Source organism: Rhodocytophaga rosea, assembly GCF_010119975.1.
Classification (GTDB): Bacteria; Bacteroidota; Bacteroidia; order Cytophagales; family 172606-1; genus Rhodocytophaga; species Rhodocytophaga rosea.
In genome coordinates this window covers 8840313-8857245 of the sequence record NZ_CP048222.1, presented here as the reverse complement: position 1 = coordinate 8857245, position 16933 = coordinate 8840313, and the positions used below count along the sequence as shown (strand labels likewise).

Sequence of the window (16933 nt, the reverse complement as noted above, 5' to 3'; positions counted from 1 at the left end):
AGTGTGTAATATACTCTTTTCCCACCTTCCACTTTTATGGGGGAATCCCAATCATACATTCCTTTATTTTGTTCCCTTTAATCTACTTATGCTTTGCGTGGCAAATGATAATAATTTGCCTATATTTCTATCATTAGCCATCTATTGCCTCATGTACGAAGTATTCTTTCAAAGTTTTAATAATAAAGTCCCCCTTACCCTTGAGGAACAGGCACAGATAACAAAATATCTCACGCCCAAGAAACTCCGAAAAAAGCAATATCTGCTGCAGGAAGGAGATGTGTGTAAGTCAATTGCCTTTGTTGAAAAAGGGGTGTTACGGGCCTACTCTGTAGATGATGCGAGTATGGAATATATTATTCAATTTGGTTTAGAAGGATGGATTATTTCCGATTTATATAGTTTCTTAACAGCAGAGCCGGCCACCTATAATATAGATGCGATAGAGGACTGCGAACTGGTACTTATCAGCAAACGGTCGCATGAAGAGCTGTTGCAAACCATGCCAAAATACGAAACCTTTACCCGGCTCAATGTTACTGGCGCTTATCTGGCGATGCAACGCAGATTAACTTCTATCATCAGTTCGTCGGTAGAACAACGCTATGAGGATTTTATGGCCATTTACCCACATATTGCCGAGCGTGTACCCCAGCACATGATTGCTTCCTATATGGGCCTCCAACCCGAAACGCTAAGCCGTGTCAGAAGAAGAATCGCTTCTAATAAATAAAACTATACCTTCTTTAATTCTTGAAAACCATTGATTTAAGTCAATGGTTTTTCTTGCGTAGCGTCAATGCGGAAGGCTTTTGTAGCTGGTATCTTTGCATAATCAAAAACAAATTAACTAGAAAAAGATATGCAAACGAACACCACCATAGCTATTATAGGAGCCACCGGCAGTATGGGCTCGGCTATTTCCAAAAGTCTTTCCAACGGTAACTTCAATCTGCTGCTTTGTGCAAGTGACCAGACCAAATTACAATCCTTACTGGGAGAGATAAAAACATCCAATCCTTCAGCACAGGCAGAAGCTATGGATTGTTTCAAAGAAGCAAGCTGGGAAGCAGATATAATCATATTGGCCGTCCCCTATCAGGCTGAAAAAGAGGTAGCCGGGAAAATACTGGAAGTGGCCAATCAAAAAATAGTAATTAGTATTGCTAATCCCTTAAACGTCACCTACGATGGTCTGGTCACCTCTCCGGATACGAGTGCAGCGGAAGAATTGCAAAAGTTACTCCCTAACTCTACCATTGTAAAAGCCTTCAATACCACTTTTGCCGCTGATTTTGCTCAACCAGTGATAGATGGCAAACAAGTAGATGCTTTTGTGGCAGGAGATGATGCAGAAGCTGTAGATACAGTAGCCGAACTGGTAACAACGGCAGGTTTGAATCCCATCATTGCAGGTTCCCTGAAGGAAAGCCGCACGCTGGAGAATATGCAACTGCTGCTCATTAAACTGGGCATAAAGTACAACTATAACTGGCTCGCCGGTTGGAAAATCCTGCATAATTAATTGCAATATTTTTAACACCTAACATTTAAATATACAACTATGAAAAAGATAACCATCATTTTTTCCGCTTTCTTCTTTTTAACACTAACTGCGTTTACCACCTTGCCCAATATCTGGACAAATGATGATCCACATTCGCAGCTTGGTTTTACGATTACCCACCTGGGCATTGCCGATGTTTCTGGCACTTTCAACGATTTTGATGTCACCATTACTTCGTCAACACCAGATTTTAGTGATGCTGTAGTTGAACTAAGCGCCAAAGTAGCTTCTCTTGATACAAGAGTGGAGCAAAGAAACAATCACCTGAAGAGTCCTGATTTTTTTGATGCCGAGAAATATCCGACACTAACTTTTAAGAGCACCTCCATAAAAAAAGCAGGTAAAAACCAGTATAAGCTCTCCGGCAACTTAACTATGCATGGCATTACCAAACCGGTAACGATGGATTTTCTATACAAAGGCACAATAGAAAACCCGATGAGCAAAAAGCAAACGGCTGGTTTTCAGGTAACAGGTACCATCAAACGCTCAGATTTTACTATCGGGCCCTCTTTTCCGGAAGCGGTGATCAGCGATGAAGTTCGCATAAAAGCAGATGGTGAGTTTGTTCAAAACAAGTAAACAAGCATAAATAAAATAAAAACAGACTATGAAGAAGATACTAAGTATAACACCTGCCTCCCATGCCACCGATTTGGCATTGTTGCTGGCAAGAATAGGAATAGCTGTGTTAATGCTAACCCATGGCATTCCAAAACTGGGAGTGCTCCTTTCTGGAGACCCTGTAACGTTTCCATCTGTAATGGGCATGAGTGCAGAGCTTTCGTTAGGCCTCGCCGTTTTTGCAGAAGTGCTTTGTTCCCTGTTTCTTTTAGCAGGTTTGGCTACCAGACTGGCAGTCATTCCGCTGATGAGTACCATGGCCATAGCGGCTCTTTTCATTCATGCAGCCGATCCGTTTGGTATAAAAGAACCAGCCCTGCTTTACTTATTGGTTTACCTGGTGTTGTTGCTTGCAGGGGGAGGAAAATACTCACTGGACTATTTGCTGCAAACTGCAACTGAAAAAAATAAGCAGGCTGCTCTAGAAGAACCAATGCCTGCCTCATCCATTTCTTAACTAATTAACTAAGCATTTAGCCATGAAAACTAACTATAAAATACCATCCCAGACAAAGATTGGACATATACACTTGAAGGTGGCAGATCTGAAACGGTCGCTTGCTTTTTATGTTGACCTGTTAGGGTTTGAACTAATGATGTATTATGGAGATCAGGCGGCTTTTATCTCGGCAGGCGGCTATCATCATCATATCGGGTTAAACACCTGGCATAGTAAAGATGCGCCCCCTGCAAGCCGGGAAGGCGTAGGCTTGTATCACACAGCCATCCTGTATCCTACCCGAAAAGATCTGGCAAACATCTATAAAAGGCTACGGGAAGCCAACTATCCAAATATTGGAGCCTCTAACCACGGGGTTTCCCAGGCACTATATTTACGTGACCCAGATAATAACGGTGTAGAACTCTACTGGGACAAACCCAAAGAGTTATGGCCTAAAAATCCGGATGGCTCACTCACCATGTACACCCATCCACTTAACCTGGAAGAATTGCTCAAAGAAGCAGCGTAATAAAGCTATCCAGACATACCAAAGCCCGGGTATTCTTTCAGACAACTGGGCTTTGGTATTTATAATCTTCTCTCTAGTCACTCGATCTGATTTTCTCCTTTCCATTGCCCTTACTGAAGGAAAATAGCTTACTTTCATCTATTTCTATTGATTTAAGTCAATGGGTTTTCTTGCTTACAGTCAATGGATAGGGGGGGCAAATTGGGTACTTTTGTAAAGTAGAAAGCAGAGAAGAGAAAGAACAGGCAGCCATTTTTATTTTTCACCTTTAACATATAAAACCATGAAAACACTAGAAAACAAAGTAGCCATTGTAACCGGAGCTGGCTCCGGAATTGGCAGAGCAATTTCCTTATTATATGCCGCTGAAGGCGCAAAAATTGTTGTTTCTGATATTGATGAAAAAGGAGGCCTTCAAACCGTAGAAGAGATACAAGCAAAGGGCGGTGATGCCATTTTTGTAAAAGCCGATACCTCCAAACCCGATGATAATAAACAGGTAGTCGAACAGGCCGTTCAGCAATTTGGAGGCTTACATATTGCCGTAAATAATGCTGGCATTGGTGGTCCGCTTAAAGCGGTTGGTGAATATCCGATTGAAGGTTGGGACAAAACCATTGCCATTAATCTTTCAGGCGTGTTTTATGGCATGCGCTACCAGATTCCGGCCATGCTCTCGTCAGGGGGCGGCAGTATCGTAAATGTCGCTTCTATCCTTGGTAAAGTAGGAACCAGAAATTCTGCGGCGTATGTAGCTTCTAAGCATGGCGTGATCGGGCTTACCGAAGCAGCCGCACTGGAATATGCAGATCAAAAGATCCGTATCAACTCCATAGGGCCAGGATATATTCTTACCCCTTTACTTACCAATAACTTAGATGAGGCCACCATGAAAGCCCTGGTAGGGTTGCACCCGATGGGAAGACTAGGGAATTCAGATGAAGTAGCCCAACTGGCGCTGTGGCTTAATTCAGATAAAGCCTCCTTTGTTACCGGCGCCTATTATAATGTAGATGGCGGTTATCTGGCCCAATAAATTTGCCGCAGGATACCAATATTTTGCATAGGGCCAGATATGTGCCCAAGTATTAAAAAATGTATAACCGTTTCTCCTTTTCTGTTTCAAGTGAAACAGAAAAGGAGAAACATAAATGTAAAGTATATGCATACCAAAGAGCAAATACATGTATTGTTGTGTGACCCAGAAACCGGAATTTGTGAAATACCTGAAGCGCAGTTGTCTGCTACCGGAGTTACTATTCCTGCAGAGAAAAAACCACTGCGTCTGCTGTATTTTACCGATCCCATTTGTTCGTCCTGCTGGGGCATTGAACCGCAACTAAGAAAGCTAAAACTGGAATATGGGGATTATTTTTATATAGAATATCGTATGGGCGGCTTGCTGAAAGGATGGGATTCTTATGGCGGCAAGGATGTAAGTAACCCTACTGATGTAGCCCACCACTGGGACGAAGTCAGTGCCTATTACCAGATGCCTATTGATGGTGACCTTTGGCTGGAAGACCCCTTGGCTTCTTCCTACCCGCCTTCCATCGCTTTTAAGGCAGCACAACTGCAGGGAGAGGAAAAATCGTTGGCTTTTCTGAGACGAATCAAGGAGATGGTGTTTCTGGAAAAGAAAAATATCACCAGATGGGAACACCTGCAGCAAGCCGCTCTGGCAACTGGACTGGATGCTGAAAAACTAAAATCTGATTTTGAAGGCAAAGCAGAAGAATTATTTGAGCAGGATGTAACGCTTGCCAGGAACCTGGGTGTAAAGGGTTTTCCTACCATCTTTTTTACAGATGCAGAAGATAACCGACTGAAAGTATACGGCGTTAAGCCTTACGAGCAGTTTGAACAAACCTTACTCAAACTCTATCCGCAGGCAGTGAAAAACACTATTAACACCTCAGTTGATACCCTTTTTGCACACTACCATACGCTGACTTCAAAAGAATTTGCCATCCTCTCAAACATACAAAAACAAGAGGCAGAAACTATACTAAATGGTTTGTTTGAAAAAGGGAAGATAACAAAATACAGTTCTAAAAACGGGGAACTGTGGAGTAGAAAATAAAGCTGGTGGCTAAACCCATGGACGCAATCAGGGATTATGCCCTATTTGCTGAATAGATTTGGTGCCCCTGTTGCCAACAAAGGTCAGAGAATCTGAAACTTTGAAAGTGAATGATTATTAAAAACTTATAAACACATCAACAATAAAGTTATGATAGATAAATTATTTTCCTATGCGGCTAGTTTCCAGACTACCGGCGTACATCTTGCCCGGTGGGGTTTGGTAATTGTACTCGTATGGATTGGTGGATTGAAGGCTTTTAAATATGAAGCGGTTGGCATTGTCCCTTTTGTGGCCAATAGTCCCACCATGAATTTCTTTTACAAATATGATGCACCCGAATATAAAAAGCACATGAACAAAGAAGGAGAATTTAAATCAGAAAACATTGCCTGGCACAAAGAGAACAATACCTATGCCTTTTCTTATGGACTCGGCGCTGTTATCGTTTTAATCGGGTTGATGATTGCCTGCTATCCGGTTTGGCCTGGAATATCGGCAGTAGGCAGTTTTTTAGCTTTTGTGATGTCACTGGTTACCTTAACTTTTTTAATTACTACTCCGGAAACCTGGGTGCCGGATTTAGGTGATACCGAGCATGGGTTTCCTTACCTGAGTGCTGCCGGAAGACTGGTAGTTAAGGATGTTATTATGTTAGGAGCCAGTGTCGCCACCATGGCACAGGCGGCAAAACAATATTTGATACGGTCACAACAGGTACAATTAATCAATTCTGATTACAGGCTAAAATAACATTCAACCCTGAATTATCCGGCCACGGTGATGGATGCATTTACCACTAAACTAATGATTGAAGCAGTCAATTAACCCTGTGGTGAAAGTAGCAAGTATTGGAATGATCGAAAATTATTTCTTTACAATCAATATCTGTCTTATTACTGGAACTAATAATAATAAAGCCATGCAAACATATGTCACACTTTCAGATACCATGAATGAATTACGCAAGCAGGGATATGTAGAAGATTTTAATTTACGGCAAACCTGCCTGGAATGCCGCAGTGGTCAGTTCAAAATATTTACGGATGAATTTAAAGTAGATACCTATTACCGGTTCGAAGGCGCAAGTGATCCTTCAGATCAAGCTATACTGTATGCCATATCTTCTGAACGTTATCAATTAAAAGGCGTGCTGGTGAATGCCTATGGAATTTATAGCGAGCCTGTAACCGATGAAATGCTGGAAAAACTGGAAATAAGAAAGTAAATTTTCTGCCCGGGAAAATGTCAGGACAGCTTATAGGTATCCGGAAATTAGTTCTCTATAATTTTTATTAAGCGACTGGTACGGCGAATAGATGAAAATACTGGGTTTCGCCCTTTAAAGTGGAAGGTTAGAAAAGATCAGGCAGCGGCCTTCCACTCTAAAAACTTTTAATCTGCATAGTAGTTGCTTTATGCTCATCCTGCAAACTTAGCTACTCTTTCTTTTTTAGCTATTTTTGGTGCGGAAGCCCTATTGTTTGGGCTTTGGGTTCTTTATCGTATAGAGAAAAAAAGTATATTTAAGGCTCTATTTGTAATAAATCATTTTGTGTAAGTGAAGCCTATTCCTTTCTTTCTATGCACCATACTACTTCTGCCATTAGCTCCTCATTAAATAACCTCTGTTTGTCTACCCTTGTAGGTACAGTGCTGCTTACAGGTATTGCCTGCTCTTCCAATAAGCTACCCTCGGCTTCACAACCCTTATTTACCTCATCTGTTTTAACGCCAGCCAACAGTTTTACTTCCGGAGCTGAAGGGCCAGCAGTAGATAAGGCGGGTACTATCTATGCGGTCAATTATCATCATCAGGGAACCATCGGCCAAATATTCCCTTCAGGAGAAAGCCATATTCTAGTAGAATTAGCGAATGGTAGTATTGGAAATGGAATCCGATTCAATAGCCGAGGGGAAATGTTGATTGCCGATTATACCAATCACAATATATTAAAAGTGGATCTAGCGACAAAACAGGTAACCGTATTTGCCCACGAGCCAAGGATGAATCAACCTAATGATCTTGCCATTGATAGCAAAGACCGTTTATATGCCTCTGATCCTAACTGGAAGGAGGGTTCAGGAAAGCTTTGGCGGATTGACACGGATGGTAGCACTACACTTTTGGCAGACAGTATGGGCACGACCAATGGCATAGAAGTAAGTCCCGACGAGCATATTTTATATGTTAATGAATCTGTACAGCGCAAAGTATGGGTTTTTGACTTATCAGCAGAGGGAAAAATCAGCAATAAACGGTTGCTAATTGAATTTGCAGATTTTGGTATGGATGGTATGCGTTGTGACAGAGAAGGAAACTTATATATTACCCGTCATGGGAAAGGAACGGTGGTAAAAGTAAGCCCACAGGGGAGAATCATACAGGAAATAGTGTTAGTTGGGAAGAATCCTTCCAATATTGCTTTTGGTGGTCAGGATGGTCACATCGCTTATATCACTCTACAGGATCAGGGAAATATGGAGTATTTTCGTGTAGATTTGCCAGGTCGCGAATGGCAGATGTTACAAAAATAGAGGCAGTAACAAATCCTTGGCTGTAAAGGATGGAAAACTCAATCCTATACTTTCTAACCGGCCTCACAAATTGCTATTGAAGAGAGGCTTTGAACAGTGTGAAATTGCTAACTATGTCAGGCTCCCAGTTTTTTGGACAGGTTTATGGAAGAAATCCCCAGGGTTAATCTTGAAGAAGGAATACTTTAACAGTTTCACGAATGGGGAATTATCGTAACTTCCTCATATATGAGCAAGAGGGAAAGAATGGCTCACAATCCCTTATTCAAAATTCTCTTTCTGCTTTTACCTTTACTTTTGGTAGGAGCAAATCGATGTGTTTGTCCATATGTAGTTGAATAGAACCCTCACTCTATACAGTGAGGACTACAATATATCCTCCAGGCAAAGAAATCAAGTACAGTTACTCAGCTTGAACCCCTGTGCAACAATAGCAAATGTGTGCTAATACGCTTAAACTAATGGCGAGAAAGGATTTGATATACATGTAGAGTCATATTTTAATTTGTAGTTTTATTAGCTTAAATCCGGAGACAGAAATGTAGCTAATTCATAATCAAATTAACCCCTATCCTCATGAACATGTTTGCAAAAAATGAAGCAGCCACTGTTGAGCAGTATCTTTCACAAGTTCCGGAACATCAAAAGAAAGAGATAGGTTTTTTCCACGACTTTATCTGCATAACAGTTCCGAATCTACCGCCTTACTTTGCTGCCAATATGATCGGCTATGGTTCATTCCGATACCTGGATTCCAAAAAACAAATAAGAGTGTGGCCCATCATTGCCCTTGCCAATCAAAAGAATTATATCAGTATCTATGTGTGTGCCATCGATGGGGAGCAGTATGTGGCAGAAAAGTACGCAAAGCAACTTGGGAAGGTGAGCGTAGGAAGAAGCTGTATCCGGTTTAGGAAAATAGAGGATGTGAATGTAGATACCCTTGCAAGGGTGCTGCAAACCGCTGAAAAAAATCCGGGGATGATAGGTGCCGCTATCGTATAAGAGCAGTAATTGATGTTATCATACAAAAGGAGTGATCTATCATTTGGTCTCCAGTCAAGAACCATTCGACAATACATACAACCATAAGATAAAACGGAAAAAGGCAGAAATGTATTTGGTCCAAGTATCCTGATAAGAAACTGCAGGCCCACCAGGATACGGTATGAAAGCTCATTCTGAGGAGGATTTAATGAGTCCCCTATGAGTAGATTTTTACTTTAACTAACATATTATTTATGGCAAAATCAAAAACGATCATTCTCATTCATGGAAACTTTGTGAATAACCTCTCTTGGAAGGAATGGAAACGCTACGAGCAAAAAGGCTATACGGTATACACCCCTGCCAATCCCGGACACGATGGTATTCCTGCCCAACTCAGAGAAAAAGTACATTCACAGCTTACTCAAACAGGATTTGTAGAGGTGGTAAATAATATTGCCAGCTTAATTGATACCTTACCGGAAAAGCCACTCATTATTGGACATTCCATGGCAGGAATGGCAGCCCTAAAATTAACCCAATTAGGCAGGGCAATAGCTGCTGTGAGCATAGATGGGGCACCTCCCAAAAATGTCTTTCCTCCTTTTTCAACCATAAAAATAGTACTACCCGCCTTTGGTTTTTTTTCAAGCAGTGCTTATTTCATGGGTTCTCGTGAGTGGTACAACAAAGCCTTTTTCAATACCCTGCCTGATAAAGAAAAGGAAAAAGCCTTTGAAGACTTTGCAGTACCTGAAAGTTATAAAGTAAGCAGACAATTGGTGTTGGATTCTTTTGCAAACATAGACTTCCAACAACCACATGTACCCTTATTATTTATTGGAGGCGGTAAGGATAGTATCTTTCCTGATACACTTACCAAAACCATAGCCGGAAAATACAAGAATACAGCTAGCCGGGTTGATGTAAAAATCTATGAAAATAAAAGCCATTTCATTTGTGGAGAACCAGGATGGGAAAAAGTGGCGGATGATATTATTACCTGGTATGAGAATCAATAATGCTCCACATATATGCACATATAAGGGTTCATGAAGTGGGCTTAGCCAAGCATAAACCCTTGTATATATTGCTTTTATTTGATTTAAGCCGATCTGTATGATTGTCCGGGAGGAGTCTTCTCTTATCTGGCCACTTTGTAAATAAGCTCAGTACGAACCTATAACCAAAGTAATTGGCTGGATAACGGTAGCATTATCGGTTTCAGAGTTCCTTCTTTTTAAATCGTTCCATTCTCTTTTTGCTCTCAAAGGGCTAAAGCTACACATGCTTAATCATTTTGAGCAGTAGGCCGGGAACTATAAGCACCGGGACTGGCCCCATTGAAAGCTTTTACTAAATTTGGAATCGACTCTACCTGTACTTTACCACTCATGATTAATTCTTTCAATCGGGGATTTGATTCAAATAAAGCACCTACTTCTTTTTGTTGTTTATCAAAATCATAAATGCATAAGGATATCTTCTTGGCAGCTAAAAACAAGATATATTTTTCTATAGAAGGAGAGGTAATTTCACTTCCCGGGCGACTTGTATGCAGGTATAAATTCATCTTTCCTTTTTCTACTACCTGAACCACATCTTCTACCTCTTTCGATTGATTTTCTGCAAGTTTCAAGTTATGGACTACAGTAAAACTATCGCTGCCAATTACAAAAGCGGATATATCTTCTGGGGTGAGTTTTTGACTCTTTTGCTTGCCCACTTCACTAAAGAGGATATAGCCTGGTTTGATGATTCCTTTAGCTCCTTGCAAGGAAGGATGAAATACAATATTGCCTTCTAACTTTTGTCCCTGCCTGGAATAATAGTAGGAAGACTGGGCCAAGGAAGGAATAACAAAATAAGGAGCAAACACAAGCATCAACAAACACAAATATCGCATGGGATCAGGCTTAATTTTCAATTGTAAGGCTACGCTAAATCCTGCCCTTATTTCTTTTGAAAATGAAACTTATCCAACAAGGCTTAGATAATAAGTTGAAAAGCGGGTAAAGCGTATTTTTTTCAATAGCGTCATTCTTTACCTGCTTGATAGCTAGTTTATAAACTTAAAGCGTAGTATAATTATATAACCAGAGGAGTATATTCATTTTTTGCAGGAAGTAGAAAGTGAGCTGCCAAAAAATAAAACAAAGCAAAAAACTTGCATAAAACCCTTCATTCAGGCCTATTATAAAGTGAGATTGAAAATAAAGCAGTTAACTGAGAAGGAAGGATTAGGTGATTGTAAACTGTGAACGGATTAGTGCTTTCAGATGGCTTAACCAATGAAAAAATAATTCTGATTAAAACGTAAAGCCGGTCTATACTATTCCAGTTAGCCTAAAGAGAAGAAAATGTTACTATACTTCCACTGCCGAGCTGGCTGTATAACTGACACTTTTTTTATTGTATTTTAGGCCATACACTAGGGATGAATGTCTTAGTTGAAGAACGCAATAACATGTATAGAGACAATTATCCGGCAAAGTTCTTTTTTTTATCTCGCTTAATCTATTAATTGATATATTCATTAGTGAATAACTATAATTTCCATCCATCTAAATGAATTTGCATGACATCCTCAAATAAAAACTCCAGTGTATCCCGTCGTAGTGCTATACAATCTGTGTTAGGGGTGGTCGGGCTGGGAATGACCTTGCCCACTGCTTCGTATGCCTCGGAATTCAGCCACATTCAATACAAGGAGAAGGTAAAGATCACTAAACTGGAAACCTTTCTGGTTAAACCCAGGTGGATTTTTTTGAAGATTCATACAGATGCCAGCGTGATTGGCTTGGGAGAACCGCTGCTTGAAGGCCGAGCGCTTACGATACAAACTGCCATTAAAGAAATTGAGCCATATTTGATTGGGAAAGATCCCAGGCATATTATCCATCACTGGCAGGCCATTTACCGGCATGCTTTTTACCGGGGTGGTCCTATACTTACCAGCGCCTTAAGTGGGATTGACCAGGCCTTGTGGGATATCAAAGGTAAACTTCTGGGTATTCCAGTATATGAACTTCTCGGCGGACCTACCCGTGACCGGGTTCGTGTATATGGCCGGGCTAGCTCTCCGGAAGACATGAAGAAAAGAATGAGCGAAGGGTATAAAACGATTAAAACGGGAGTTGCTCATGAACAACCTTCCCGCATGGTGGAGAATCCTAAATTTATTCAGTACGCCGTGGATAATTTTGCTGCGCTCAGGCAAACATCCGGCAAGGAAATGGACATAGGTATTGATTTTCACGGCGCTATTCCTCCGCAGGTATCTAAGGTGCTTATTAAAGAACTGGAACCTTTTCATCCCATGTTTATTGAAGAACCTGTGCAGGCGCAGAATGTAGATGTACTAGCCGATATTGCCCGTGGAACCCATCTGCCCATAGCTACTGGTGAAAGAATATTTACCAAGTGGGGTTTCCGGGAAATCCTTGAGAAAAGGGCTGCCAGTATTTTGCAACCTGATCTTTGTCATGCTGGAGGTATCACGGAAGGCCGTTTAATAGCTGGTATGGCTGAAGCCTATTATGTGCCAATTGCCCCTCATAATCCAATGGGGCCTATTTCGCTTGCCTCCGGCCTGCATTTGGCCGCCAGTATTCCCAATTTCCTGGTACAAGAGCAGGTATCCTTAGGAGAGGGGTATTTAAAGAAACCATTCAAACTCGAAAAAGATGGAAATGTGTTAATTCCCACAGGGCCTGGCCTGGGTATTGAGCTGGATGAAAACCTGTTAGCCGATAAAATCGGACATGACTGGAAAAATCCTGAATCGTATGATCCCAGGGATGGTTCGGTAGTAGACTGGTAAATAACCCCTGTTCACTCTAAAGTTGATAGATACTGGTAATTTTTATATCAAATAGAACTGTTGTCTTTAAAGTAAAATCAACGATTTTGCTTTGAAAAATAGAACTATTCGTTTAAAATACACAACTATTTTTAGTTTAATTACCTATGCTATCCATTCAATCCAAACTCTTTCAATTTGCCATCTGCTGGCTCCGGCAGTTAATGGTAGGGATTGGTATATTGGGATGGATACTTCCAGTTTACGGACAAAATGCACAAGTAAATTTGCCAGCTAATAGGGATGTTAGTTTTGAACACCTATCAGTTAAGCAAGGACTTTCAAACAATACCGTGCTCTGCATCCGGCAAGACCAGGAAGGGTTTATATGGATGGGTACCAGGGATGGATTGAATAAATACGATGGCTACACATTTACTATTTATAAACCTGATCCTTTAGACCCAAAGAACACTTTAGGACATAACTGGGTAAATAATATTTTAGAAGACCGCCAGGGAAGACTGTGGGTAACTACCCATGGGGGAGGATTGCACCGGATGGATAAGCGCAGCGGAAAACTGACTTCTTACCGGATTGACCCGACAAAGATTAACGACCGGAATGTATGCCGTTCTATTTTTGAAGACCGCCATGGATTTCTTTGGATTGCTTCTCATGGAGGCTTAAACCAGCTTGATCCGAATAGCGGTAAATTCAGCTTATACAATTCGCCTGCCGACGAAACACTGGGATTATTTGCTGTTTGCGAGGATCAGTATGGAAGGCTATGGGTAGGCGGACGAAAAGGTTTATACCAGTTCGACCGGAAAACTGGTGAGTTTACCTGCTTTCCAATGAAGGATGGCCCTATGCAAGGAGTAGAGGCTATGTATCAGGACGATAAAGGCACACTATGGATCGCTTCTCCCAAAGGTCATTTATCTAAGTTAGATCCTACCAGCCTTACAGTTACGTTTTTGCCTGAACCGGAAAATTTTTTTGAAGGCCGCCCAACTGCTTTATTCGGGGATGCTTCTGGTATAATCTGGCTGGCCCGGGAGAATAAGAATGGACTGGTCCGCTTTAATGCAGGAAACGGCCAATGGGAAGGTTCAAAGGATAATTTTTCTCAGGTTAGTAATTTAAGCAAGAACGTAGTTAAATCTTTCTTTCAGGACCGGTGCGGCATTTTATGGATAGGAACAGATAATGGCATTAATAAACTGATTCCTCAACCTAAAAAATTTCAAACAATCCAGCTGAATAAAGATTTACATTCTTCCCAATTGCCGGAAAATAAAATTGCCGCTTTATGTCAGGATCAGACCGGTACCATCTGGGTAGGCAATGAAGCAGGTGGTTTACATGCCTTACATTCGGAAACAAAGCAATTTGCTTCCTATATGGCAGATTCAACCAATCCTACACAATTAGCCAGCAACCAGGTCGCCGCTATTTACGAAAGCCGCTCTGGCATCTTATGGGTAGGGGCAGGCAGTTATTTACACAAAAAAGAGGGCAGGGGAGAGCGGTTCAGCCGTTTTTATACCGGCATTCAAATCCGGTCCATCCGGGAAGATGCAGAAAATAACCTTTGGATAGCAGGCTATGGCGGCATCGCATCGTTTAATCAACACACCCGGCAGTTTACGCAATATAAGTACATTCCGCATGATTCATCGTCCTTGAGTGACGATAATGTGGTTACGTTATTCATTAGCCGGTCGGGTGCTATCTGGGCAGCTACCAACCGTAGAGGGCTCAATAAATTAGATCCGGCTACCGGAAAATTTACCCGTTTCCAACCTAATTATTCTAATCCATCAGGGCATTTAAATGATAGAGATATCCGCTCTTTATTTGAAGATGAGAAGGGCATTTTGTGGATAGGCACCAACCAGGGAGGCCTTAACCGGTACGATCCGCAAACAGGGCTTTTTACTGCCTATACTACACATGATGGCCTTCCCAGCAATCATATTGTGGCTATTCTTGGCGATAGATTGGGTAATTTATGGTTATCTACTAACCAGGGAATCTGCCGGTTTACGCCTGCAACCAAAGTTTGCCGGAATTATGATGCAACTGATGGATTGCAGGGGGAAGAGTTTGGCAGAGAATTTCTGGAAGTATGTGCCAAACGGACTACAGGAGAATTACTTTTTGGTGGTCCAAACGGCTTCAATATTTTTTCACCGGAACATATTCAGGACAATCAACACAAGCCGCCTGTACATATTACCAATATTACCATCAACGACACAATCAGTACTTTCCGCAGAGATACCTTAGCACTTTCCTACCAGGAGAATTCTTTTTCCTTTGATTTTGTGGCTATTAATTTTATTTCTCCGGAAAAAAATCAGTATGCCTATCAGCTGGAAGGGAATGATAATAACTGGGTGTATTCTGGTAAAAGGCGTTTTGCAGCTTATACGAATCTTGATCCCGGCGAATATACATTTAAAGTAAAAGCTTCCAATAACGATGGGGTGTGGAATACTGTCGGAACCTCCTTAAAAATCATTATTCATCCGCCATTCTGGCGTACCTGGTGGTTTATGACGATAGGCGCACTCATGTTTGGAGGCTGTATCTATGCTGGTTTCCGGTACCGCATCAGGCAGATCAGGCAGGAAGAAGCCCACAAAGCAGCATTTAATAAGAAGCTTTCGGAGATGGAATTGCAGACTTTACGTGCACAAATGAATCCGCATTTTATTTTTAATTCGCTCAATTCTATCAACCGCTTTATTATGAATAATGAGCCTGAAGAGGCTTCTGATTATCTCTCCAAGTTTTCTAAACTGATTCGCTTAATCCTGCAAAATTCCAATACTTCCACCATTACTCTGGAAAAAGAACTGGAAGCTTTACAACTCTATTTAAAATTAGAAGTACTCCGGTTTAAAGGTAAATTTACTTTTCTGGTTCAGATCAGCGAAGAAGTTGAAACAGCCTATATTGAAATTCCTCCATTAATTATTCAGCCCTATGTAGAAAACGCCATCTGGCATGGCTTAATGCACAAAGAAGGAATCGGGCATCTGGTTATAAATATAAAACACGAACATAACAGGCTCATTTGTACCATTGAAGATGACGGTATCGGCCGTAAAAGAGCGGCTGAACTGAAAAGTAAATCGGCCACTAAGAATAAGTCGATGGGAATGCAGATTACCGCTCACCGGCTGGAATTAAGTAATGCATTGTCTGGTAAAAAAACCACAGTGTCTATTGCAGATCTGGTAGATGCAGAAGGTGAACCTTGCGGAACTCGGGTAGAACTCCAGATTCCAACCAGGTAGAAAGAATTTGTTGCAGCATATACTTTGAAAAACTAAGCTATGATAAAATCGATTATTATTGACGACGAAGACCATTGCCGGGCTACTCTATTTATGCAACTAACCAGGTATTGTCCGGAGGTAACTGTAGTGGCTGAATGTGGATCAGCGGCAGAAGGCTTAAAGGCAATTGTAGCGCATTCACCAGACCTGGTTTTTCTGGATGTGGAAATGCCTCATATGAATGGATTTGAAATGCTGGAGCAACTTCCGGCTATCTTTTTCGAGATCATATTTACCACCGGCTATGATGCCTATGCGATTAAAGCGATCCGTTTTAGTGCCCTGGATTATTTACTCAAACCCATTGATAAAGATGATCTACGGAAGTCCATTGCCAAAATAAGCCGGGAAAAGGAAAACCTGATGGCGCAACAGCTCACTATTCTGTTTCAGAAACTAAAGAACCAGCTTCTCTTACAAAAAATAGCTTTACCTACATTTCAGGGATTTGAAGTCGTGCCCTTAGATACAATCATCCGGTGTGAAGCAGATAATAATTATACCAATGTGTTTTTGAAGAATAATAAAAAGCTTCTGGTTTCCCGTACGCTGAAGGAAATAGATGAATTACTGGAAGGACAGCCATTCCTTCGCATCCACCAATCGCATATTGTAAACCTGAATGAAATAGTCCGCTACATACGGGGCGAAGGAGGATATGTGGTCATGAGTGATGAATCTTCAGTAAGTGTTTCCCGCAGCCGGAAAGAAGAGCTGTTTAAAATATTTAGCTAAGCCCTAACCAAGGATTTATAAAAGGAGAAGTAAAATTCTTTGTTGAAATCTACCATTATAACAGAATCAATAAATAGTTTCAGCACACTTCTCACCTACCAATAGAACTCGATTTTAGGGATACAATGTAGAATATGGATACATTTTTAGTGGGCAGGGGTGCAGCAACAGTGTGGCCAGTTTTGGCCTGTGTGTAGGCCAAAATCGAGTATGAGAATGCGAAGATTGCCAACGCAGTTGTTTGTGCGACTATCGGCCATTTCAGCGTAAAAC

General features: G+C 41.3%; 16 protein-coding genes. 15 read left to right on the top strand and 1 reads right to left on the bottom strand.

Features of this window, described 5'->3' with window-relative positions; translation table 11 throughout:
- Window positions 1–151: 151 nt before the first annotated feature.
- From GXP67_RS36210 to GXP67_RS36155, 12 genes are all read left to right on the top strand, one after another.
- Window positions 152–733, top strand: a complete 582-nt coding sequence (locus GXP67_RS36210) for a Crp/Fnr family transcriptional regulator (RefSeq protein WP_162447648.1) — start codon at window positions 152–154, stop codon at window positions 731–733.
- Window positions 734–862: 129 nt separating this feature from the next.
- A complete protein-coding gene (locus tag GXP67_RS36205) occupies window positions 863–1525 on the top strand; it encodes an NADPH-dependent F420 reductase (RefSeq protein ID WP_162447647.1) in 663 nt (220 codons plus the stop codon).
- Window positions 1526–1564: 39 nt separating this feature from the next.
- Window positions 1565–2149, top strand: a complete 585-nt coding sequence (locus GXP67_RS36200) for a YceI family protein (protein WP_162447646.1) — start codon at window positions 1565–1567, stop codon at window positions 2147–2149.
- Between the two features lie 28 nt (window positions 2150–2177).
- Window positions 2178–2648 (top strand): DoxX family protein, encoded by a 471-nt coding sequence (locus tag GXP67_RS36195; protein WP_162447645.1) that lies wholly within the window; start codon window positions 2178–2180, stop codon window positions 2646–2648.
- A 22-nt stretch (window positions 2649–2670) separates the two neighbouring features.
- Window positions 2671–3162: a VOC family protein gene (locus GXP67_RS36190; RefSeq protein WP_162447644.1), complete on the top strand. Its 492-nt coding sequence runs from the start codon at window positions 2671–2673 to the stop codon at window positions 3160–3162.
- 283 nt (window positions 3163–3445) lie between these two features.
- Window positions 3446–4198 (top strand): SDR family NAD(P)-dependent oxidoreductase, encoded by a 753-nt coding sequence (locus tag GXP67_RS36185; RefSeq protein ID WP_162447643.1) that lies wholly within the window; start codon window positions 3446–3448, stop codon window positions 4196–4198.
- 126 nt (window positions 4199–4324) lie between these two features.
- Window positions 4325–5245, top strand: coding sequence for a ClpXP adapter SpxH family protein (locus GXP67_RS36180; protein ID WP_162447642.1), 921 nt, complete (start codon window positions 4325–4327; stop codon window positions 5243–5245).
- Window positions 5246–5395: 150 nt separating this feature from the next.
- Entirely contained in the window at window positions 5396–5998 is a 603-nt protein-coding gene (locus GXP67_RS36175) for a DUF417 family protein (protein WP_162447641.1), read from the top strand.
- A 169-nt stretch (window positions 5999–6167) separates the two neighbouring features.
- Window positions 6168–6473, top strand: a complete 306-nt coding sequence (locus tag GXP67_RS36170; protein ID WP_162447640.1) for a phosphoribosylpyrophosphate synthetase — start codon at window positions 6168–6170, stop codon at window positions 6471–6473.
- 356 nt (window positions 6474–6829) lie between these two features.
- Window positions 6830–7783: an SMP-30/gluconolactonase/LRE family protein gene (locus GXP67_RS36165; RefSeq protein WP_162447639.1), complete on the top strand. Its 954-nt coding sequence runs from the start codon at window positions 6830–6832 to the stop codon at window positions 7781–7783.
- A gap of 576 nt (window positions 7784–8359) precedes the next feature.
- Window positions 8360–8788, top strand: a complete 429-nt coding sequence (locus GXP67_RS36160) for a DUF1801 domain-containing protein (RefSeq protein WP_162447638.1) — start codon at window positions 8360–8362, stop codon at window positions 8786–8788.
- Between the two features lie 236 nt (window positions 8789–9024).
- Window positions 9025–9792 (top strand): alpha/beta hydrolase, encoded by a 768-nt coding sequence (locus GXP67_RS36155; RefSeq protein WP_162447637.1) that lies wholly within the window; start codon window positions 9025–9027, stop codon window positions 9790–9792.
- Window positions 9793–10061: 269 nt separating this feature from the next.
- On the opposite strand, the gene GXP67_RS36150 is transcribed toward GXP67_RS36155, so the two are convergent.
- The gene (locus tag GXP67_RS36150) at window positions 10062–10676 is read right to left on the bottom strand and encodes a hypothetical protein (RefSeq protein ID WP_162447636.1); all 615 of its coding nucleotides are present in this window, start codon (window positions 10674–10676) and stop codon (window positions 10062–10064) included.
- Window positions 10677–11348: 672 nt separating this feature from the next.
- Between GXP67_RS36150 and dgoD the strand changes: the two genes are divergently transcribed.
- The 3 genes from dgoD (at window position 11349) to GXP67_RS36135 (ending at window position 16660) form a co-directional block, all read left to right on the top strand.
- The gene (gene dgoD / locus GXP67_RS36145; protein ID WP_162447635.1) at window positions 11349–12593 is read left to right on the top strand and encodes a galactonate dehydratase; all 1245 of its coding nucleotides are present in this window, start codon (window positions 11349–11351) and stop codon (window positions 12591–12593) included.
- A 146-nt stretch (window positions 12594–12739) separates the two neighbouring features.
- Window positions 12740–15883: a sensor histidine kinase gene (locus GXP67_RS36140; protein WP_162447634.1), complete on the top strand. Its 3144-nt coding sequence runs from the start codon at window positions 12740–12742 to the stop codon at window positions 15881–15883.
- A 39-nt stretch (window positions 15884–15922) separates the two neighbouring features.
- The gene (locus GXP67_RS36135) at window positions 15923–16660 is read left to right on the top strand and encodes a LytR/AlgR family response regulator transcription factor (protein ID WP_162447633.1); all 738 of its coding nucleotides are present in this window, start codon (window positions 15923–15925) and stop codon (window positions 16658–16660) included.
- The last annotated feature ends 273 nt before the right edge of the window (window positions 16661–16933 follow it).